Annotated in this window: 15 protein-coding genes; 11 read left to right on the plus strand and 4 right to left on the minus strand. The window is 71.0% G+C overall.

Features of this window, described 5'->3' with window-relative positions; genetic code table 11:
- The first annotated feature begins 23 nt into the window (after positions 1-23).
- The 3 genes from J421_RS28380 (at position 24) to J421_RS28390 (ending at position 7951) form a co-directional block, all read left to right on the plus strand.
- Positions 24-677, plus strand: a complete 654-nt coding sequence (locus J421_RS28380; protein ID WP_148306598.1) for a hypothetical protein — start codon at positions 24-26, stop codon at positions 675-677.
- Positions 678-896: 219 nt separating this feature from the next.
- Positions 897-7658 carry a S8 family serine peptidase gene (locus tag J421_RS33410; RefSeq protein WP_025414502.1) on the plus strand — a complete coding sequence of 2254 codons (6762 nt, stop codon included), beginning with the start codon at positions 897-899 and terminating at the stop codon, positions 7656-7658.
- Positions 7655-7951: a hypothetical protein gene (locus J421_RS28390; RefSeq protein WP_025414503.1), complete on the plus strand. Its 297-nt coding sequence runs from the start codon at positions 7655-7657 to the stop codon at positions 7949-7951. Before J421_RS33410 ends, J421_RS28390 begins: the two co-directional genes overlap by 4 nt.
- A gap of 190 nt (positions 7952-8141) precedes the next feature.
- On the opposite strand, the gene J421_RS28395 is transcribed toward J421_RS28390, so the two are convergent.
- The 3 genes from J421_RS28395 to J421_RS28405 form a co-directional block, all read right to left on the minus strand.
- A complete protein-coding gene (locus J421_RS28395) occupies positions 8142-9275 on the minus strand; it encodes a choice-of-anchor D domain-containing protein (RefSeq protein WP_158508948.1) in 1134 nt (377 codons plus the stop codon).
- Positions 9276-9461: 186 nt separating this feature from the next.
- Positions 9462-10442, minus strand: coding sequence for a universal stress protein (locus J421_RS28400; RefSeq protein WP_148306599.1), 981 nt, complete (start codon positions 10440-10442; stop codon positions 9462-9464).
- Between the two features lie 231 nt (positions 10443-10673).
- Positions 10674-11315, minus strand: a complete 642-nt coding sequence (locus J421_RS28405; RefSeq protein WP_025414506.1) for a helix-turn-helix transcriptional regulator — start codon at positions 11313-11315, stop codon at positions 10674-10676.
- A 203-nt stretch (positions 11316-11518) separates the two neighbouring features.
- Here J421_RS28405 and J421_RS28410 point away from each other — a divergent pair, with 203 nt between their 5' ends.
- From J421_RS28410 to J421_RS28445, 8 genes are all read left to right on the plus strand, one after another.
- Positions 11519-12079, plus strand: a complete 561-nt coding sequence (locus J421_RS28410; RefSeq protein WP_025414507.1) for a DUF4142 domain-containing protein — start codon at positions 11519-11521, stop codon at positions 12077-12079.
- A 2-nt stretch (positions 12080-12081) separates the two neighbouring features.
- Positions 12082-13293, plus strand: a complete 1212-nt coding sequence (locus J421_RS28415) for a c-type cytochrome (RefSeq protein WP_025414508.1) — start codon at positions 12082-12084, stop codon at positions 13291-13293.
- An 11-nt stretch (positions 13294-13304) separates the two neighbouring features.
- Positions 13305-13955, plus strand: a complete 651-nt coding sequence (gene folE / locus J421_RS28420) for a GTP cyclohydrolase I FolE (RefSeq protein WP_025414509.1) — start codon at positions 13305-13307, stop codon at positions 13953-13955.
- Between the two features lie 43 nt (positions 13956-13998).
- Complete coding sequence (locus J421_RS28425) at positions 13999-14499, plus strand: DUF4149 domain-containing protein (RefSeq protein ID WP_025414510.1); 501 nt, start codon at positions 13999-14001, stop codon at positions 14497-14499.
- 462 nt (positions 14500-14961) lie between these two features.
- Positions 14962-16878: a sensor histidine kinase gene (locus J421_RS28430; protein ID WP_025414511.1), complete on the plus strand. Its 1917-nt coding sequence runs from the start codon at positions 14962-14964 to the stop codon at positions 16876-16878.
- A gap of 36 nt (positions 16879-16914) precedes the next feature.
- Positions 16915-17475, plus strand: coding sequence for a hypothetical protein (locus J421_RS28435; protein WP_148306600.1), 561 nt, complete (start codon positions 16915-16917; stop codon positions 17473-17475).
- A 33-nt stretch (positions 17476-17508) separates the two neighbouring features.
- Positions 17509-20166: an MGH1-like glycoside hydrolase domain-containing protein gene (locus tag J421_RS28440; protein WP_025414513.1), complete on the plus strand. Its 2658-nt coding sequence runs from the start codon at positions 17509-17511 to the stop codon at positions 20164-20166.
- A 472-nt stretch (positions 20167-20638) separates the two neighbouring features.
- Positions 20639-20875: a hypothetical protein gene (locus tag J421_RS28445; protein WP_148306601.1), complete on the plus strand. Its 237-nt coding sequence runs from the start codon at positions 20639-20641 to the stop codon at positions 20873-20875.
- 40 nt (positions 20876-20915) lie between these two features.
- Here the strand turns inward: J421_RS28445 and J421_RS28450 are convergent, their stop codons facing one another.
- A complete protein-coding gene (locus tag J421_RS28450) occupies positions 20916-21842 on the minus strand; it encodes a nitroreductase family protein (RefSeq protein ID WP_148306602.1) in 927 nt (308 codons plus the stop codon).
- Between the last annotated feature and the right edge of the window lie 3 nt (positions 21843-21845).

Consider the following 21845-nt stretch of genomic DNA (forward strand, 5'->3'; position numbering starts at 1 on the left):
CAACGGAGGCTCACAACATGGGCGTGACCATTCCCATCGGCGGCGGATCCGCCGGGTCGGGCGCCGCGGCCGGGATCAACATCCCGCTCGGGATCGGCGTGCCGGCGTTAGGCACCGGCGCCTCGACGCGCGAGACGCAGATCCTGCGCGCGGTGGCCGCTGCCGCCGCGCTCGAGGACCCGGCCAACGCGCTCGAGCTGGCGCGGCAGGCGAGGGACGACCCCGGGTCGGTCGTCGCGCCGACGATCGACGCGGCGAAGCTCGCGCTCGTCGTCGACGCGGTCGACCGCCGGCGCACGGACGGCACGGGCGCACCGTCGATCACGGCATTGCACACGGCGGCGGCGGGCGCGATCGGCGCGAGCGCGGCGCTCGTCGCCGCGGGCGACGCCGTGCTCGCGGACCGCACCAACGGCTCGCTGCCGCAGGCGCTCGCGTGGGTCGCCTCGATCGACGCGACGCTGCTGGAGCGCGCGGCGCTCGCCGGCGAGCGCCGGCGGGAGCTCGATCGGATCGCGGCACCCGCTGCCACCGTCGTGAACGATCGCATCGACCAGCTCGAGACGCGCGTCGGCACGATCGACACGCGCGTGACGTCGCTCGACACGCGCGTCACGAACCTCGACACCCGCCTCACCGCGCTCGAGGCGCGCGTGACGGCGCTCGAGACGAGCTAGTCCACCGGTGGCTCGGCCAGTAGCGCGTCCAACGAGTACGCGAGCAGTACGTCGACGCCGCCCCCGCCCGCCACGTCGAAGGGAAAGAGCGCGTCCGGCGCGCAGCAGGCCGGCCAGCCGTGACGCAGACAGTCGACACGGCGGCGTAGCGATCCTCGCGGCGACGGCATCACCGCGCCGCGAGGGCCGCGCGCCGGTCCGCTCACCACGGTGCAGCCGATGGCCGACCCGCAGGCGGAGGTTCGCCAGTACGACCCGGCGCTCGCCGAGGTCGCGCGCGAGGGCGACGGCGACGACGAGATCTCGCTCATCGCGCGCGTGCCCGACGTGACCGCGCTGCCCCCGGGCGTGCGCGCCGTCACGCGCTTCGGCGACGTGGTGACGCTGCGCGCGCCCCGCTCGCAGCTCGTCGCGCTCGCCGAGAGCCCCGCGGTGGTGGAGATGGAGGCGGCGTTCCACCTCCTGCCGTCGATCGAGGTGCTGGACGCGCCTCCGTCAGGCATCGACGCGTCCGACGCGGATCCGTTAGGCGCCGACGACGCGCTGGGCGACCTGCCGATCGCCGAGGACGCGCCCGACGACTCGCCGTACACGCGCCGGCCCGCGGGGCTCGTCGCGACCGGACGCGGCGTCGTGATCGGCGTGCTCGATTGGGGCTTCGATTTCGCGCTCGACACGTTCCGCAACGGCGACGGCTCGACGCGGCTGCTCGCGCTCTGGGACCAGCGCGGCGACGCCGGCTCGGGGCCCGACAACGTCTGGGGCTACGGGCGCATCCACACCGCCGCGGAGATCGATCGCGCCCTCGCCGCGCCCGACCCGTACCGGACGCTCGGCTACCATCCCGCCGACGCCGACGCGCCCGACCGCGCGACCCACGAACGATACGGCACGCACGGCACGCACGTGCTGGACATCGCGGCGGGCAACGGCCGCGGTGCCGCAATGAGCGGCGTGGCGCCCGACGCACGGCTCGTGTGCGTGCACCTCGCGCGCACGTCGGACGTGCTCGGCCCGCGCAACCTCGGCGACTCGGCCAGCCTGCTCGAGGCGCTCGACTTCGTGTTCCGCGTCGCGAACGGTCGGCCGTGCGTCGTGAACATGAGCGTCGGCGCGCAGGGCGGGCCGCACGACGGGTCGACGATGGTGGAGCAGGGGATCGACCGCGCGGTGTGGCTCGAGCCGGGCCGCGCGGTGTGCAACAGCATCGGCAACTACGCCATGGCGGGCGCCCACCAGCACGGGCGGCTGCGCACCGGCGAGGAGGCGGTGCTGCGCCTGACCGTGCCGACGCACGACACGACGCCTAACGAGGTGGAGGTCTGGTACGCGCGCGGCGATCGGTTCCTCGTCACGATCGTCGGGCCCGACGGCGCGCAGCTCGCCGCGGTCGCGCCGGGCGCGGAGGCCCCGCTCACCATCGGCGGCCGCGGCGTGGGCTACGTGTACCACGTGCGCACCGCGGGCACGGGCGAGCACCAGGTGGATCTGTTCCTCTATCCCCGCGCGCCCGGCGGCACGTGGGAGATCCGGCTGCGCGGGGACGCCGCGCCCGACGGCCGCTTCCACGCGTGGGTGGAGCGCAAGCGCGGGCCGCACCCGCGGTTCGCCGACTCCGCGGACGGGCCGCTGTTCACGACCGGCACGCTGTGCAACGGCCGCCTGTCGATCGGCGTCGGCGCGTACGACCCGCACGACGCGTCGCGCCGGATCGCGCGCTTCTCGAGCGCCGGGCCGACGCGCGACGGCCGGCTCAAGCCGGAGGTGTGCGCGCCCGGCGTGAGCATCTCGGCCGCGCGCTCCACGCCGCCGGGCGAGGCGCCGTCGGCGCGCGCCGTCTCGAAATCCGGCACCAGCATGGCCACGCCCCACGTGGTGGGCGTCGTCGCCGTCATGTTCGAGGCGATCGGCCGGCCGATCGAGATCCTGGACACGCGGGCGCTGCTGCTGGCGAGCACCGACCACGCGGCGATCGACGACGACGACCCGGACGCGAACCTCGACGTCCACCGCATCGGCCACGGCTACCTCGACCCCGTCGCCGCCGAGCGTGCCGCGCGGCGGTGGGCTCGCGACGACTTCTCCGGAGACACCGCCATGAGCTCGACCTCCGACGCATGGGCCCGCGAGTCGCTCGACGACGCGCTCGACGACGCGCTCGACGACTCGGTCGTCGCGACGTCGCCGTCGCTCGCGGACTTCGCGTTCCTCACCGGCGTGCCTAACGCCCCGGTCGTGCCTGACGGTACGGACGTCGCCGAGGACGACGGCGGGCCGGGACACGCGATCCCGCGCGCGGTGGTGAAGGACGTGCTCGGGAACCGCATCCTCGACCTGCTCTGGGAGCCGATCGCCGACGACGACGCGCCGCGCGTCGTGCGCCGGCTCGGCGACCTGCGGACGCTGTTCGACGCCGTGCCGTCGGGGCCTAACGCGTGCCAGCTGCTCACCCGGCTCAACCCGGGCGGCGACCTGCAGCGCGACTTCGACTACCGGCTGATGACGTCGACGCGACGCGAGCTGCGCGAGAGCCTGCGCGTGCGCTGCCATGCGCCACCACCCCCACCGCCACCGCCGCCACCGCCGCCACCTCCTCCGCCACCACCTCCGCCACCACCGCCGCCGCCACCCCCACCGCCGCCACCGCCACCGCCACCGAAGCCCGCGCCGAAAGCGCGGGCGTGGCAGCTGGCCGGCGAGTACGTGTTCGCGACGAAGGACCGCGTCGTCAAGCGGTTCAAGTACTTCACGGTCCTCGGGCACATCGAGGTGCAGATCGTCGCCACCGTGAACGCCACCGACGACGAGCTGGTGAAGATCAAGGCGCGGTGGGTGAACGGCGACTACAAGCCGCAGGTCGAGGCGGGCCTAACGGATTACCTCGGCTTCGACGTGAAGGCCGAGTCGGCGAAGGGGAAGTACAAGATCCAGTTCAAGCGCGACATCGGCGTCGGCCCGATCGAGGTGACGCCGGCGATCCAGTCGAGCCTGACGGATCCGTTCCAGGTCAAGGTCAAGACCCCGAAGGTGACGCTGCCGATCACCATCCTCGGCAACGAGTTCCGCCTCGCCGCGAAGGCGATGATCGTGCTCACGCTGCACTTCGAGTGGGGGCAGTATCTCAAGGACCGCGTCAAGCGGACGATCAAGGACATCCTCGAGGATCTGCTGGGCGACGTGGCCGAGTTCTTCGGCGGGCTGTTCGGGCACTCGATCCTCCGCTCCATCCTCGCGGGTCTCATCGGCCTCGTCGCGGTGAAGCTGCTGTGGGACAAGGACGACGGCGGGGAGATCCCGCTCCCGCAGCTCGACGACGTGCGCGGGCACAAGGGCGCGCTCAAGCTCGCCGGCGGCAGCGGCGACGCCGGAGCCCGTCTGCTCAAGGAAGCGGAGGCGTACCGCAAGGCGTTCGCAATCGGCATCGGCGACACGCTCGGCGAGCTCACCGAGGCGACGTGGAAGACGAGGCTCGCCACCGTCACGACGACGGTGCACGTGCCCAGCCTGGCGAGCCTGCCCGCGGTCTCCGCGGAGCACGAGGTGTGGGTGCGCTGGGCGCCGAGCGCCGCCCGCATCGGCAGCGAGGCGGTCGATCTGACGAACGACGACTACGTCGCGCGCTACCGACTCTGCGAGAAGGCGCTGATGTACGCGTACGCCGCGTACTACGCCCGCCGGTTGTCGAAGAAGGATCTCGACGACGTGCGCGGGGTCGTGCATCAGCAGGCGACGGCAGCGGGCATGGCGGCCGCGGTGATGCACGTGCACGCAACGATCGCGCGCGAGACGTACGTCTACATCGACGAGACCGGCGCGTCGCAGCGGGCCGACGGCATCGCGGCGTGGGACGCCATCGCGGGCATCGCTCGCGACGCCGCGCCCGATCGGATGAACCGGCAGCGTCGGCTCGCCGGCCTGGTGACCGATTTCCTGCCACGCCTCGGCGGCGCCGCGCTGCAGGAAGCCGCCGACGACACCGATGCCGTGCGCGACGACGGCGCCGGCGCGGACGCGAGCGGCCTGACAGCCGAGGCCCAGCCCAACGCCACCGTGGCGCACGTCGTCGGCACGAAGCGCAACCCGAAGCCCGCGCGCCCGACGAAGGTGATGCCGGAGTCGGCCGAGGAGGACGCGGGCGACGATCGCTCGTTCCGCGAGCGCCTGCTCGAGCGCGCCGCCGACGCGACGCCGCGCGACGCCGCGGGGCTCCTCGCGCTCGCGGCTGCGCTGCTCGGGCGACGGAACGCGCTCACGCCGCTGTCGAGCCCCGGCATGCAGCTCTCCGAGGCGCCGCGCGCCGGCGACGTGCTCGTACGCTCGGCACCGAGGCAGGGCGTGCGCTACAAGGCCGTGATCGTGTCGGAGCGGCCGGAGCTGGCGTGGGAGATCAAGCGCCGCGGCGTGACGGTGGAGGCGAGCGGCGACGGGCTGTACGTCGAGGTGGCGGAGGTGCCTAACGACGGCGGCGACGTGCGGACGGTGGGCCGGCGACTCACGGATGCGTGGCGGCGGCTGCCCGCGGGCCAGGGCGTCTACCGCTTCCGCGACGCGCACGACGAGCAGTACCGCGAGGACGACGATGCCGACGACGACGACCGGAACCCGCTCCACGACTGGGTCGCCGACCGTCAGTCCATCGTCTTCCTCGTGGGGGACGGCCACCTGTTCCTGCTGCCGTCGTCGACGCTCGGCGTCGTCACGCCGCCGGAGAAGCTCGGGAAGATCGACTGGAGCCGGGTCGTCGTCGCGAACGACCTCGGGCCGCTGTTGGGCCTTCCGGCCGTCGCCGCGGGCGCGTCGCGCGTGTTCCGCGCCGGCCCGCGCCTCGGCGTGATGCTCGACGCCGGCCGGAACCCGCAGCGACAGCCGGCCGCGGTGTACCTGGACCACCTCGCGGCGCGCGTGCGCGACCTCGGGCTGTCCGAGGTGCGCACGGTGATCCTCATCCACCGCCACGCCGACCACGCGAACGAGCTCGCGCGCGTCGTGCAGGACTACGGCATCAAGCCCGAGAACGTCGTCATCCCGCGCGCGTACGACGCGCAGCAGCCCGACGAGGTGTACGAGGCGACGATGCGGGCGCTGCGCGCGCGCTTCGGCGCGAGCTGGAAGCCCGCGGACCTGAAGCTGCAGCCGGCGACGCCGACCGGCACGCTCGTGCGCGGACGCTACACGTTGGGCGACGCGACGTTCGAGTTCCTCGCCGACAGCGCGAAGCTCAAGCTGCCGCGCCACACCGATGCCGCGTCGCTGCTCGTGCGCGTGACGCGGCGCGGCGAGCGGAACGCCGTCGTCGTGCTGGGCGACTTCCGCGGCGCCGACCTCGAGTCGCTGCACGACCTGATGGGCGCGCGCGCGTGGAGCGAGACGTTCCGCGACGTGCGGCTCATCGACGGCTTCAGCCATCACCGCGGCGCGATGACCGCGGCCGACGTGCCCGGCATCATGCGCCTGCTCGAGGCGACGCTGCTGCGGAATGGCAGGCTCGCCGTCACGCTGCAGACCGATCCCGGGCAGCACGTGCAGGCGCGCGCCGACACGCTCGAGCTGATGCGCCGCATCGGCGTCGAGGTCGTGGAGACGAACGTCGGCGCGCAGACGGCGTCCGGCGTGCAGGCGACGAGCGGCGGTGCCCGGCCGATCGGTCCCGCGGCCACAGTGTACAGTCCGATCCGCTCGCCGCTCGTCGCCGCGCTCGAGCGCATCGCGCGGCTCGAGGCGGCGCGCGAGACGATCGAGCTGTGGGGACCGCACGTCGCGCGCACGACCAAGGGCTACGATCCGCAATCGGATCTGCGCACGATCGAGCGCTCGCTCGACGAGCTGCGCACGACGACCGGCGCCGCGCTGCTGGCGGCCGCCCAGGTGCGCACGGCGCCGGCAGCGCGTGGACAGCAGCCCGTGCGCGATTACGCCACCGGCGCCGCGGGCACCGCGTTCACCGCGGCGGTCGGACGCATTCCCGCGACGACCGCGGCGGAGACGGCGATCGGAACGACTGGCTTCGAGCAGCTGCGGCGGCTGCGCGAGGTGCCCGAGCGAGAGGTGCCGCTGCGCGTCCAGCTCACCGACGCGTTGCAGAACGGCCGGTTCACGAAGGAGGCGTTCCGCTACATGGTGAGCCAGCTCGATCCCGCGACGCGGAAGAGCATCTTCACCGGGCCGCGCGGCGGGCCGGCCGGCGAGCTGACCGTGATGCGCCGAGTGCGCGCGCAGTTCGGGTTCCAGCAGATGCTCGGCGACATGGAGACGATGAGCGTCGCGCATCTGACCCCGGCAGGACGGGTCGGCGCGCGCGGCGTCGCCGGCGTGCTGCTCGCCGTGGAGATCGGGAACCTCGTCGCGCAGGGCGTCGAGGCCTATCGCATCTCCAAGGACACGGCGCGCCGACGCAACGTCGCCCCGTTCCTGCGGCGCATCGCGTTCTGGCGCCAGCTCGGCGTGCACGCCGCGGAGGTGGCGGTCGACGACGGCGTGTTCAGCGCCGACGAGTCGCGCGACGCGGCGGAGATCGACGAGGGGCTGAAGAAGGACCGCTGGAACTTCCTGTTCATCGAGCACACGAGCACGCGGCCGGCGCTCTCCGACGCGGCGATCCTGCGCCTCGGCGTGGTGTTGGGCCAGATGGTCCGCAGCTACGACGAGTACGCGACGCTGTTCGAGGACTCGTTCCAGGACGCGATCCGCTTCGTGCCCGACCCGAAGAACTGGACGGACGCGCGGTGGGAGGTGTGCGTCGGCTCGTTCGAGACGTCGGGGGAGAACCACATCGCGGAGCGGTGGGTGGAGCTGCCGCTGCTCACCGAGACGATGCGCGCGGTCACGCGCCGCGTCGTCGCGAACACCGCGGAGCTGTTGAGCCGCATCGGGCGCAACGTGTCGGCGGACACGCAGGACTTCGGCACGCTGACGGAGCCGCCGGGGACGCTCCAGTATCGCGCGCGCGCGGCAGCGGGCAGCCGACCACGATCTTCGAGGTGAAGTCGCACGCCCCGTCGGCGTGGGGCGGCGCGCCGGGCGTCGCGCCGAAGAGCACCTACCACAAGATCACGTGGGGCGCGAGCCGGCCGGAGTACTTCGTGTGGGCGGTGGACGGTGTAGACGTGCGGGTGAGCGGGTCGAACTTCACGACGTACGCGCTGCTGCGGGACTTCGAGAAGTACGAGTACTCGGTGGGCACCCGCGGCGACGTGCTGAACGCGACGTTCGAGCGGCTCGTGCGGAACGCGACCGGCGACGCGTGGGTGCTGGTGCCGGACATCGAGCGGGTCTGACGACAGGCGATGGGTGCCGGGACGGCGGGGGTCCCGGCACCCGCGTCCTGGTGGCCGGGGCGGGCAGCACGAGCGACATAACGGAGCCCATAATTACCGTTGCGGGTTCCTTAAGTTTTGCAAATGAAGTGAGGCGCGACCCGGAGAGCCGCGCCCCACTCGAATACCCAACGACATCCGGGCCAAGCGCCTACGGGATGATGCCTCCCGCCGGCTTCAGGCCCGTGCCGCTCACCGACACGCTCGACGAGCCCCCGCCGGCGTTGTGCACCACGTTCACCGTCGCCGTGCGCGATCCGACGCGGAGCGGCTCGAAGCTCACCCAGACGCTGCACGACGCGCCGGGAGCCAGCGAGGTGCCGCTGCACGGATCCCACAGCGAGAAGTCGCCGGGATTCGCGCCGCCGAGGCTCACCGACGAGACGACCAGCGGCGCGTTGCCGGTGCTCTTGATCGTGATGGCGCGGCCGGACGTGGCCAGACCGAGCGCCACCGATGGGAAGCCGATCGACGTCGGCGTGACGCTGATCCCCGGCGCGGGCACGTAGCCGACCCCGCTGAGACCCACCGCCGCCGGATTGTTCGGCGAGCTGTTCGGGATGAGGAGCGTGCCGCTCACCAGACCGTTGATCGTCGGCTTGAACGAGACCCACACATGGCAGTAGTCGCCAGGGTGGACCAGGATGGTCGGGCAGTCGTTTGTCTGCGTGAACGGCCCGGAGACACTGATCGCGCCCAGGAGGAGCGGACCGGTGCTGCCGAAGTTCTCCAGGAACACGGTCTGCGGGGCGCTCGTCGTGCCTAACGGCTGCCAGCCGAAATTGAGCGAGCCGGGATAGAGGGTGATGACCGGCGGCGGGTCCTGGTAGACCGTGAGGTTCTCCGTGCGCGTCTGGCCCAGGTACGTGGCCGAGAACGTGATGGGGATGCTGCCGACGGGGTCGGGGCCCGAGAAGATGGTGAAGGTCCGACGCGTGGTCCCTGCCGGCACGATCACCAGGCTGTCGGGCGCGACCCAGGCCACCGCGTTGTTAGAACTCGTGATCACGACCGTCGCGCCGCCCGCCGGTGCGGGCGCGTGCAGGACCAACGTGCCCGTCGCGTAATAGCTGCCAGGAATGGAGTCCGGATCGATCCGGAAGCTGTCGATCGGCGTCGGGGTCGGTCCGACGTCGGCCCGCGCGCGCGGCGCCGCGAAGCGTGGGGCGGTCGCGGGGGCGTCGGTGCACGCAGCGGCGGCGGCGACGACGGCAAGTAGAACGAGCGACCGCGCGGTGCGGGAGCGCCTAACGGACGAGGAAGTTCGGCGATCGGGCCACGACATGGCGGCGAAGCTCCGAGCTGGAAGGTGATCGCGATGGGGCGTACGCGTGTCACGCCTCCACGTCCCGATCCTTCTCATGTAGCCGCTCGCCCGAGATCTCGTGGGCATGGCGCCGCCTGACGTTCTCGCTGAGGTTCTTGATGGCGTTTACGGGCCCCCAATGAAGCGCGCGCAGCTGCGGGGGCGTCACTGGCGACGTGCCATCGTGCCGCGGCCGGGGTGGTCAGCGTCGGCCCCTCGTTTTCCGACGACCACGACGCTCGGCCCGCTCCGGCGCACCAGGTCGATGATCTCGCGCCCGGCGTCGCCACCGGGGACCGAGACCCGGCAGGCGACCTCCGGCCCGGCGTCTCGCGCCAGCCATGCGAGCCGCGCGTACATCGCGTCGCGGTGGGCTACCTCGCTCGCAGGCACACGCTCGGCACGGCCGACACCATCGCGCCGCGGAGCGAGCAGGCGGTCGTAGCTTCCCGTCCAGGGCGAAAGCACGTGCACGAGCGTGAGCGCGGCACGGTGCACTCGCGCCACACGCAGTGCCCGAGCGACGACCTGCTCGGCGGCGGGGCTCGCGTCGACGGCGGCGATCACGTGCTCGACCGGCGCGGTGGTCTCCTCCGGCACCACGAGGACCGCGCACGGCGCACGGCGCGCAACCCGCTCGATGACGTTCGGCTCGCCGATTCGGTGCCGCGCAGCGTCCTTGCGGCGCCCCAGCACGAGGAGATCCGCGTGCTCCGACTCCGCGAGCGTGGCGAGCCAGGCGGACGGGCGCCCGAGCCGCACGACCGAGCGGGTGCGCGCGAGACGCAGACTCGCCGCGAAGCCTGCGAGTCCACCGAGCAGCGCGGGACGCATCTGGCGATACGGACGCTCCGCCTCGCGCACCCCACGCACGGTCTCGCCGTCGTGCGACGGCGGGCCATCGGGCCACGGCACTACGTGCGTGAACAGCGCGGTGCTCGCCGGCGCGAGCTGCCGGACCGCCCAGCGGCCGGCGTTGAGCGACGCGGGGCTGAAGTCGACGCCCACGACGATGCGTTCGGTGCAGTCAGTCGTGTCACCCGACGCCCTTCCCTCTGGCGTAACCTCGGCCGCAACCCTGCCGACCGACTCCACCGGCACGCTGTCGCCCAGCCCCGCACCATCGATCATGTCCCCGTGATGCACGCGCCCTCCTTCGCTGGGGGCGAACGCACGACGAGCGAGCACTCCGCACGCCGAACGGCCGCCCGTTCAGGTACGAAGGTCTCGCTCGGTCACGAGGGACTTGCCGGCCCGTGCGCCCCAAGGCGCAGTGTTGACGATCCGGCAGCGCGGGCTCGGCCCGCGGAGCTACTCCCCTTCAGTTGTCTGCTTCATTCGAAGACTACCCACCCGACACGCCGCCGCACAACCCATTCAGGCCGCGGTCGTGACGGCGAAGCAGCATCGCGGACGCGCGCCGTGCTCGCAGCACTGCCGCACCGGTGCGCCGACGACCTCGCCTACGAGCCGCTCGACCGAGCGGCACATCTCCGGCCGCCGCGACACCGTGGCCGACAGCGGACAGGCGTAGCCGCGCAGCCGCAGACCCGCCTCGTCGTGGACGACGTCGACCTCACCGCCTAACGCCTCGAGTACCGCCGCGGCGGCGGCGGCGCGCTCCTGGATCGTGCCCGACGCCTGCCCACCGACATCACGCCCGAGTCGGCGGCCGACCTCGCGGAGCAACTCCTCGGCCTTGGCGGCGGATAGCTCGTCGACGAGGACGTCGATCGTGGTCGTGAGCACCGGCGCATACGCGCGAGAGAAGAGCGGCTCGGCGTCCGGATGGACCTCGTAGAGCACCGCCGGCTTTCCCGCACCGGGAGAGCGCCGTACGCCCTCCTGCCGCACGATCCCATGACGCTCGAGCGTCGCGAGGTGGTTCCGGACCCCGTTGTCGGTCAGGCCGACGGCGCGGGCCAGCTCCTCGACCGTTCGCGTGCCGCGGCGCAGGAAGGCGACGATCTGCCCCCGCGTCGTGCCGAGAAAACGCCTGGCGAAATCGGTTGCAGACATGGACGCACCGTGGATGCGGACACCCCAAGAGTAGCCCCTCTCAGGCATTATGTCAAATATTTACAGTGATTACTTGACTTATTCTGGTCCACCGGGCACTCCTTCCGGCACGAGACGCGTCCCGCGGCGGTCCGGCGCCAGCCGGAGCCGAGGGGGACGCGCCGACAGGCAACGCCGCATCACTCACAGCATCGAGGTTTCTCATGCGCAGGATCGTGATCGCAGCCCTCAGTCTCGTCACCACCGCGGCGCTCACGGCCGCGACCCGCCCGCCGACACCGGTCGCGATCGCCTCGGCGACCACACACCAGGCTCTCGACGATGCCACGATCGTCGCGATCTTCGACGCCGCGAACACGGCCGACATCGAGACCGGCCAGCTCGCCGCCGAGCGCGGGCACACGAAGGAGGTTCGCGACTTCGGCGCGATGCTCGTGCGCGACCACAAGATGGTCCGCCAGCAGGGACGCGACCTGGCGAAGAAGCTCGGCGTCACGCCGACGCCACCGAAGAACGACGCGTCGGCCACCGATCACGAGGCCGCCATGCAGCGCCTGCGGGTGCTCCACGGCGCCGCCTTCGATCACGCGTTCCTCCAGCACGAAGTCGCGTTCCACAAGGCTGTCATCGACGCCATCCAGTCGACGCTCCTGCCGGCGATCAAGAACGCCGAGGTGAAGGATCTCGTCGTGAAGGTCGCGCCCGCGTTCCAGGCGCACATGATCGCCGCGCAGAACCTCGACAAGCAGCTCGCGGAGCGCTGACCGTGCGCCGCGCGCTCACCACCGGCGTCGCCGCCCTCGCGCTCCTGGGCGCCGGCGCGATCGGCTCGGCCGTCGCGTGCTCCGACGACGCGCCGACCGCGCCGCGCCCCGAGCACCTCGATCCCGCGCTCGTTGCACAGGGGAAGGACATCTTCCGCTTCGACACGTTCGGCGACGAGAAGTACTGGACCGACACGCTGCGGATGCACGAGATCATCCAGCAGGCCGTCTCCCCGGCCGCGGCGCTCGCAGTCGGGCTCAGGGTCGACGTCGACAGTCTGCCGCAGGCCGTCAGGGACGCGCTGGCCGCGGGCAAGGTAGACCTCAACAGCCCCGCAACCACGGTCACGCTGCTCAAGTTGAACGCGGTGGTCGGCCTGAAAGGCCAGGTGCAGACGGTGGGCGGCCGCGACTCGCTCGTCCGCGTCGGGATCACCTGCGCGCTCTGCCACTCGACCGTCGACAACAGCTTCGCCAAGGGCATCGGCCGCCGCCTCGACGGCTGGCCGAACACGGAGCTGAACCCCGGCGCCATCGTCGCGCTCTCCCCCGCCGTCGCGGAGAACGTCAAGGCCGTGCTCCGCACGTGGGGGGCCGGCAAGTACGACCCGCGCATCAACTTCGACGGACAGAGCACGCCGCTCGTGCTGCCGCCGGCGTACGGGCTGTTAGGCGTCGACAAGGAGACGTTCACGGCCGAGGGGCCGGTGTCGTACTGGAACGCCTACGTCGCTGTCACGCAGATGCATGGGCAGGGCAACTTCAGCGACCCGCGGCTCGGGATCAACGTCGCGCAGGCGCCCGATCTCGTCACGCCGAAGCTGCCGGCGCTCCGCCAGTATCAGCTCAGCCTCCAGAAGCCGGCCCCTCCTGCCGGGAGCTTCGACGTCGCCGCGGCCGAGCGCGGGCGCGCCGTCTTCACCGGCGCCGGGCAGTGCGCGACGTGCCATGCCGGGAGCACGTTCACCGACGTCAACACTGGCAAGCTCCACGCCCCGTCCGAGACCGGAATGGATCCGCGCTACGCAGCGCGAACCGCAGGGAAAGCGTATCGCACGACGCCGTTGCGTGGGCTGTGGCAGCACGCGCCGTACTTCCACGACGGCAGCGCCAAGACACTGGCCGACGTGGTCGCGCACTACGACCGTGTGCGGAGCCTGCGGCTAACGGACCAGCAGCAGCGGGACCTCGTGGAGTACCTCAAGTCACTCTGACCGGAGCGGCGATGGGCAGCAGTGGCAGCACCCTCAGGCAGCGCTTCGACGCGGTTCGCGCGCTCGGAGCCCACGCCGACGCCACCTCGTTCGACGGCGCGATCGACGACGAGCTCGCGGCGACCATCGAGCGGCAGCTCGAGCTGCTAGGTGAGGATCCGGGGCGCGACGGACTCCGGAAGACGCCGTCGCGCGTCGCGGCAGCACTCCGCTTCCTCACGCGCGGCTACGACATGTCGGCCGACGAGGTGGTGGGCGACGCCGTGTTCAGTGAGTCGTACCGGAGCATGGTGATGGTCCGCGACATCGAGTTCTACTCGCTCTGCGAGCACCACATGCTGCCGTTCTTCGGCAAGGTGCACATCGCGTATCTGCCTAACGGGCGCGTCGTGGGGCTGTCGAAGCTGCCGCGCATCGTCGACGTGTACGCGCGCCGGCTGCAGGTACAGGAGCGACTCACCGAGGAGATCGCGGACGCGATCGAGCGGGTGCTGCATCCGGCGGGCGTGGGCGTCGTCGTCGAGGCGGCCCACCTGTGCATGATGATGCGCGGCGTGGAGAAACAGAACTCCTCGACCGTGACGAGCGCGGTGCGCGGCGCCGTGCGTGACTGCCCGATGACGCGCGACGAGTTCCTCAGGCTCGCCCACGGGCGCCGGTGACCACAGCGGTCGTCGGTGCGAATCGCGCGGGTCGTGGCCCCCGATGACCGCGCTCTACCTCGCGAGTGTCACCGCTCACGTCCTCGCCGCGATGCTCTGGCTCGGCGGCATGTTCTTTCTCGGCGTCGTGGGCGCGCCGGTCCTGCGCGCGGTCGAACCGCCCGCGCTGCGCAAGCACCTCTTTCGAGAGCTCGGGCTGCGGTTCCGATCGGTTGGCTGGTGGGCAATCGGCACGCTCGTCACCACCGGCGTGATCAACCTGCACTTTCGTGGGCTCCTGCATTGGGACGGTGTCCTCGGTGCCGCCACGTTCTGGCAGACGCCTGTGGGACGTGCGCTGGGCGTCAAGCTCGTCGGAGTCGTGGCCATGCTCACCGCGAGTGCGATTCACGACTTCGTGCTTGGTCCGCGTGCCGCCAGCGCGGAACCCGGGTCGCTCCGGTCCGTGACGCTTCGCCGTAACGCGGCGGTCCTGGCACGCGCGAACGCCCTACTCGGCGTGGTGATCGTGCTCGCCGCCGTCCGGCTCGCACGCGGCGGCTGACGTGCGTCTCATCGAGCGCGTCAGACCCTGGGCCGCCTAACGATCGCCGGGCGTGGCGGCGGTGTCCGGCTGCCTGCCGCCGTCATGCTGCCACCGCCTGCCACCGCAGCCATGGTGGTGTCGGACACCATCCGACAGCGGCCACACGATGCTCCGACGGCCCCGGTGGCGGAACATAGGTACGGTTGTCTCAGCCGTCAGAATGCCGCGCACAGTGAATGTGATGCTATGCGGCGCGGGACGCACTACTGCGACGGGTGATGAGCATGGCACTGCTCTACGCCATCACCGAATCCGCGTTTCCCGCAGTCGGAGCAACCAGTGCACACGCTGCCTAACGCTGCCCATCAACATCGCGCCGAGTCGCATCGGGAACCTGGGAACTTTGCGGGTCTTGAGCCACGGTCCGCTCGCTGGGCTGTCCTCCCGCTGGCGCTCGTCGTGGTGGCAATACTCGGCTCCGTGGCGATCCCCGCCCGACAGACGTGGCGGATCACGCGGCTGCTCCGCGAGACCACCGCAGTGCTCGCGCCGGCGCGGCTGATCGAAGCGGAGCTGCACGCCGGGCTCGCGAAGGAGCTCACCGCGCTGCAGCGCTACGCCCTGACGGGCGACACCGCGATGCTCGAGCAGTTCCGCGCGGCGGCGGCGGATGACGAGCGGCGTCTCGCTGCCCTAAAGCGCCTCGCCGCGCGCCTCGGAGCCGCGCCCACCGTTCACGTGGATGTGCTCGGACAGCGGATCGATGGGTGGCGGAGGACGACGGGCGCGAGGGCGACGCAGTCAGGGACGCGCGCACAGATCGCGGCGACGTTTCGGGCGGGACAAGCGCAGTACGACGCAGCGCTGAGCGCGTTCGCTGGATTGTCGTCCGACCTCGCGGCCAACGCTGCCGCGCGCGACGACCGTGTCCGCGCGCTCGAGCACCTGAGCCTCGCGATCAATGCAGCGCTGGTGCTGGCAGCGCTCGTCGCGATGGGCGGCGTGACGACGCTGACGCTCAGGGAACGGCGGCTGACCGCCACGCTTCGCGCCCGCGTCGGCGAGGCTCGCCGGAGAGCACGGCAGGAGGCCGCGCTCCGTGAGGCGGCGGAGGCGCTCGCCGGGGCGTACAGCGTCGACGAGGTGACGCAGCGGGTCGCACAGACAGCCCTCGCCGCGCTCGAAGTTCATGGGGCCTTCGTCGAGCGGATCGTCTCGCGGTCGGGCGAACTCGCGGACGTGGCGGTCGTTCAGGCGGTGGCTGGCGCCGATGTGCCACCGCTCGGGACAACACGCGCGCTCGCCGGCTCCTTCACGGAGCAGGTGACGGCGAGCGGTCAGTCGCTGCTCATCGCGGATCTGCATCAGCCGGAGCGAGCAGGGGCCGCCGGTGCCGTTCGCACGCCGGGCGGATCGGCGATCGCCGTGCCACTCGGCGGCAGCGTCACGCCGATGGGCGCGCTCTTCGCCATGCGCGCCACGGGTGGCGAATTCGACGCCGATGACGTGGCACGGGCGGGCATCTTTGGCCACCTCGCCACACTGGCGTTCGACAAGGTGCGGCTGCTCGAAGACGCGTTCGAGCGACGGCGGGTGCTGGAGCGGGTGATGAAGAGCCGATCACGCCTGATGCGTGGCTTCAGCCACGACGTGAAGAATCCCATCGGCGCGGCCGACGGCTTCGCGGATCTCCTGAGCCTGGGCGTCTACGGCGAGCTGTCCGCGCAACAGCAGGCGAGCGTCGAGCGCATGCGTGGGTGCCTTCACGGAGCGCTCGCGCTGATCGACGACCTGCACGAGCTGGCTCGCGCCGAGACCGGTATCCTCACGCTGTCGTCGGAGCCGGTGAACGTGGTGGAGCTCGTCCGAACGATCTGCGACGAATACCACGCCGCGGCACGGGCCGCGGGGCTCTCGCTCTCGGTGGAGGTGGCGCTCGACCTGCCCCTCATCGACACGGATCGAGTGCGGGTGCGACAGATCGTCGCCAACCTGCTGTCGAACGCGATCAAGTACACCGAGCGCGGCACGGTGGTGGTGCGTGCGTCGCACCGACCGACCGGCGCCTCCAATGAGGCCGGCGACTGGGCGCTCATCGAGGTCGTCGACACGGGCCTCGGCATCCCCGCGCACCAGCAGGACGTGATCTTCGAGGAGTTCAGCCGACTCGGTAGCGGAGAGCACCGTGGGGCCGGGCTCGGACTGGCGATCAGCAAGCTGCTCGCCGAGGCACTCGGCGGTCGCATCACCGTGCAGAGCGTGCCGGGACAGGGATCGACGTTCACGCTGTGGCTCCCGCTCCACCAACCCGCAGCGCGCATCCGCGCATCCCCAGCGGCCGGCGCTCCCACGTACGTGCGCACCGGATGTGTGCGTCCAGCGTACGTGTGCACGTGACGAACGCTCCCGGGGCCTGGCGGGGTCGGTGAACTCATGTCGCGCTCCATCATTCCTGCTGGAGGCGACATGTCGGACGATGAGGATGCGGGACTCGACGCGGGCCATGGCCGGAGCCCGGGCGCGACAGGGCGATTGTTCCCCGACGCCAAGCTGGTGACACCGGCCAGCGGGCTGTTCTCGCTCGACCGCTACCGACCGCTACGGAATCTCGTGGTACTCATGCTCGGCAGCGGCCCGATCGTCGCGCCTACGGCGCGACTACTGAGGCAACTCGCTGTCGCGCACGTAGAGATCGAGGCAGAGGACGGTCAGATCGTCGTGATCGCCGCGAACACGCCGGCGCAGTGGCGCGCAGGCTGGCCGTACGCGTTTCCGCTCGCGTTCGATGTGGGCGCGACCCTCCATCGCCGCATGGCCGCCGTCGATTCGGCGGGCCGCCCCGACGTGGCGCTCTTCATCACCGATCGATTCCGGGAGATCTTCGCGGTCCTCCGGCCTCGCGACGCGCGATGGCCCACGAGCGCACGCGACGTGATCGAGTGGCTGACGTTCATCAACATCCAGTGTCCGGAATGCAACCCGCCGGAGGCCTGAGCGTGCACGCACCAGCCGACGCATGACACCTCCGTGACGGAATCGAGCGCGGAACTCGGCAACGCCGAGCGGTTGCGACTCGCGGAGGACGCACGCACGAATGGGGTGTGGAAGCGTTGGGGTCCATACCTGAGCGAGCGGCAGTGGGGCACGGTACGCGAGGACTACAGCCCGTACGGTACCGCGTGGGAGTATCTGCCGCACGATGCCGCGCGCAGCCGCGCCTACCGCTGGGGGGAAGACGGCATCGCTGGCATCAGCGATGACCGGCAGCTTCTCTGCCTCGCCGTCGCGTTGTGGAACGGCCGTGATCCCATCCTGAAGGAACGCCTGTTCGGCCTGACGAACAGCGAAGGCAACCACGGCGAGGACGTGAAGGAGCTGTACTACTATCTCGACGCCACGCCGACGCATTCGTACCAGAGGATGCTCTACAAGTACCCGCAGGAGCCGTTTCCGTACTCCCGCCTGGTCGACGAGAACCGGCGCCGCGACCGGGCCGACCCGGAGCTCGAGCTGATCGACACGGGCATCTTCGACGAGGGACGCTACTTCGATGTCGTGGTCGAGTACGCGAAGGCGGCGCCTAACGACATCCTCTTGCGTGTCACGGTGCACAACCGCGGGCCCGAGGCGGCGTCGATTCACGTGCTGCCGCAGGTCTGGTTCCGCAACACGTGGTCGTGGAGCGACGGCGCGCCGCGACCCGCGCTGCATGCCATCGACCAGCGTGCCATCGAGGCCCGTCATCCGGATCTCGGACGCTACGTCCTTCACTGTGACCCGGGCGCGACGCTGCTGTTCTGCGACAACGACACCAACACCCCGCGCCTGTTCGGTTCCGACGCTCCAGGCTACTTCAAGGACGCGTTCCACGAATACGTCGTCGACGGCCGCCACGACGCGGTGAATCCGCGGCGGGCCGGCACCAAGGCCGCAGCGCACTATCTGCTCGCGGTGCCGGCGGGAGGCGCGGCGCAGGTCCGGCTGCGCCTGAGCGACGCGCCGTCGTTGCCGCGGCCGTTCACCGAATTCGACGCCATCGTCGCGTCGCGCCAGCGCGAGGCCGACGAGTTCTATGCCGTACTGCAGCGCGACCTCCCGGACGCCGAGAAGCGCAATGTGCAGCGCCAGGCGCTCGCGGGCCTGCTCTGGAGCAAGCAGTTCTACCACTACGACGTCCCGGAGTGGCTGCGTGGCGATCCCGCGCAGCCGCCACCGCCGCCCGAACGGCGACACGGACGGAACCACGAGTGGCAGCACCTGAACAACGCCGATGTCGTCTCGATGCCGGACACATGGGAGTACCCGTGGTACGCGGCGTGGGATCTCGCCTTCCACTGCATCCCGCTGGCGCTCGTCGACGCCGAGTTCGCGAAGTCGCAGCTCGTATTGCTGCTGCGCGAGTGGTACATGCACCCGAACGGCCAGTTGCCCGCGTACGAGTGGGCGCTCGGCGACGTCAATCCGCCCGTGCACGCCTGGGCGGCGTGGCGCGTGTTCGAGATCGATCGCAGGCAGCGCGGCGACGCTGGCGACATCGCGTTCCTGGAGCGCGTCCTGCACAAGCTGATGCTCAACTTCACGTGGTGGGTGAACCGGAAGGACCTGGGCGGCCACAACATCTTCCAGGGTGGCTTCCTAGGGCTGGACAACGTCGGAGTGTTCGACCGCTCCAAGCCGCTGCCGACCGGGGGGCACATCAATCAGTCCGACGGCACGAGCTGGATGGCGATGTACAGCCTGAACCTCCTGCGCATCGCCCTCGAGCTGGCCCAGCACAATCCGGTGTACGAGGACATCGCCACCAAGTTCTTCGAGCACTTTCTCGAGATCGCCGCCGCGATGAGCGGCGTGGCCGGCGACGGACCGGGCCTCTGGGACGAGACGGACGAGTTCTACTACGACGTGCTGAAGCTGCCGGACGGCGCGCGCGTGCCGCTGCGACTGCGCTCGATGGTGGGGCTCATCCCGCTCTTCGCGGTGGAGACGCTCGAACCCGAGCTGCTCGACCGGGTGCCGGAGTTCCGGCAGCGGCTGGAATGGTTCCTCCACCATCGGCCGGATCTCGCGCGCCAGGTATCACGCTGGAACGAGCCGGGGCGCGGCGAGCGGCGGTTGCTATCGCTCCTGCGCGGCCACCGCATGAAATGCCTGCTCCGGCGCATGCTCGACGAGACGGAGTTCCTGTCCGAGTACGGCGTGCGCTCGCTCTCGCGGCATCATCGCGATGTGCCGTACGTGCTCTCTGACGGCGACCGGTCGTTCGGCGTGCGGTACGAGCCCGCCGAGTCGGAGTCTGGACTGTTCGGTGGCAACTCCAACTGGCGGGGGCCGGTCTGGTTTCCGGTGAACTTCCTGCTCGTGGAGTCGCTGCAGAAGTTCCACCACTATTACGGCGACGAGTTTCGCGTCGAGTATCCCACCGGCTCCGGCGTGCTCGTGACGCTCAACGACGTGGCCGACGAGTTGACCCGCCGGCTCACGCGCCTCTTCCTCCGCGATGCGGACGGGCGGCGCCCGAGCGCGCGACAGCACGGACCGCTCGCGAACGATCCGCATTTCCGCGACCACGTGCTGTTCCACGAATACTTCGACGGCGACGACGGCCGAGGCCTTGGCGCCTCGCACCAGACCGGCTGGACGGCCCTCGTCGCCAAGCTATTGCAGCCCCGCAGGGCGCCGCACTGAGGCGGAAAGAAGATGTGCGTCGTCGACGTGGACGATCGATCCGGGTGCCGGGCACGGGCTCGTGGGCCGCGACCCGAGCGTTAGGCAGCCGCTACAGCGAGTCCTCGCGCAGTCGTGCCGGCCGTCGGAGGTCATCCGACGCCACCATCAAGAATGGCCGACAGCCGCGCGCCGAGACGCGTCGCATCTTGAGTTCAGGAGAACTCGCCAACACGGGTGGAGATCCGACACGCCGCGCGGGACAACACTGCGCCGCTGCGTGCCCGCTCCGAGAGAACTGCCGATGCCCAACGTACGAGAAGCCGTCGTGGCTGCGCCCCTGCGCACCCCGAGACGCGTCACGCACACCCCGCCCGCCCGCAGGGTCGGCGTCAGGCCTGGACGAGATCAGCGCCGCCTGTCCGACACTGGCGCGGGAGCGTGTCTCCTTCGACGCCTCGATGCGGCTGTGGCGCACCCCTCCGACCACACGATGGCGGCGCTCCGCGCGACGGTCACCGATCTGGTGGACCGCATGAAGGCGCTCGGCCTGCCGCTCGATCGTATCGAGGCGGCTGTCGAGATGCTGCTGCGCGAGCACGGGACCCCGCGCCCAGGACCGACCCTGCACACCGGCGACGCGTTACCGGCAACCGGGTCCGCGGCGACGGTCCGGGCGCGCCTGTTCGACTGGTGCGTCGGAGCGTACCGAGACGATGAGTGGTGGTAGGGGTCTGGCGTGCGAGCCGATGCGACCGCGTCTCTCATCCTCATGTGCATCGTGTCGGGAAATGCGGAGCTGCCAGCACGCTGTCCGCACACAGGTCCGCTGGATGAGACAGACAAATCACCGTCTGCGGGATCGCGTCCGGCGGCATTCCACCGCGTCGGCCCGGCACCCCCGGATCGCTCGCCTCGCGCACGAGTCCTGACACGAGCCGACGGATGAGCGGCACCGCGACGGGTTCGTTCACACATGACGCGACGAGGCCCGCGGTGCATGCCGTGAGCAGGACCCGTGCGCGCGCCTGGCCCGCGACGAGCCAGTCGGCCATCGTGTCGCCGTTCGTCATGAGCACCGCGACGGCGGACGCGCGCTCCATGAGGACGCGGCCGGTCGGCTTCCCCCGCGACTGCTTCGCGACCGCCACGAGCCCTCCCAGCGTTCGGCGGAGTGGCGGCGCATCGATGAATCCCAGCCATGCGCCCTCCAACCGTGCGGCGCCGAGCAGCAGCGACAACACGTGTGGCGCGATGGCGCGGCTATCCGAACGAGTTCCCTCCGCGCGCGGTCGCGTGAGAGCGGCCACCATCGCGTGGTCGGCGGGCGTGGGGGTGTGCGACGCATCCAGGCTCACGCGCGCGAGCAGGTCGGGCTCCGCGCGGTCGGGCAGCAGTTCCACCCGGGCGGCGTAACCCAGCGCGCGGAGTGCGACGCACAGTCGCAGGAGTGCCGCGCCGCAGTCGATGATCGACTCGCGGCCAGCAGGATCGACGCCGGCAGGCACGCCGAGGCGATCGACGTACATCTCCAGGACGCCATCGTCTCCCACGCAGCACATCCAACGCTCCCGGTCAGCACCCGACGGCACCCGCACCGCCTCGCGCAGTGCCTCACGCGCAACTCCGCGCATGGCCTCGCGCGGCGCGGCACCCAGCGTGCGGCCTCCGGCGATCACGGACCCTTCGTCCAACATGTG

Origin of the sequence: Gemmatirosa kalamazoonensis, assembly GCF_000522985.1 — a bacterium.
GTDB lineage: Bacteria > Gemmatimonadota > Gemmatimonadetes > Gemmatimonadales > Gemmatimonadaceae > Gemmatirosa > Gemmatirosa kalamazoonensis.

Coding starts and splice junctions, on each gene's coding strand:
- J421_RS33410 (WP_025414502.1), top strand. CDS start 897: ATGGCCGACCCGCAGGCGGAGGTTCGCCAGTACGACCCGGCGCTCGCC.
- J421_RS28395 (WP_158508948.1), bottom strand. CDS start 9,275: ATGTCGTGGCCCGATCGCCGAACTTCCTCGTCCGTTAGGCGCTCCCGC.
- J421_RS28405 (WP_025414506.1), bottom strand. CDS start 11,315: ATGTCTGCAACCGATTTCGCCAGGCGTTTTCTCGGCACGACGCGGGGG.
- J421_RS28410 (WP_025414507.1), top strand. CDS start 11,519: ATGCGCAGGATCGTGATCGCAGCCCTCAGTCTCGTCACCACCGCGGCG.
- folE (WP_025414509.1), top strand. CDS start 13,305: ATGGGCAGCAGTGGCAGCACCCTCAGGCAGCGCTTCGACGCGGTTCGC.
- J421_RS28425 (WP_025414510.1), top strand. CDS start 13,999: ATGACCGCGCTCTACCTCGCGAGTGTCACCGCTCACGTCCTCGCCGCG.
- J421_RS28435 (WP_148306600.1), top strand. CDS start 16,915: ATGTCGCGCTCCATCATTCCTGCTGGAGGCGACATGTCGGACGATGAG.
- J421_RS28445 (WP_148306601.1), top strand. CDS start 20,639: ATGGCGGCGCTCCGCGCGACGGTCACCGATCTGGTGGACCGCATGAAG.
- J421_RS28450 (WP_148306602.1), bottom strand. CDS start 21,842: ATGTTGGACGAAGGGTCCGTGATCGCCGGAGGCCGCACGCTGGGTGCC.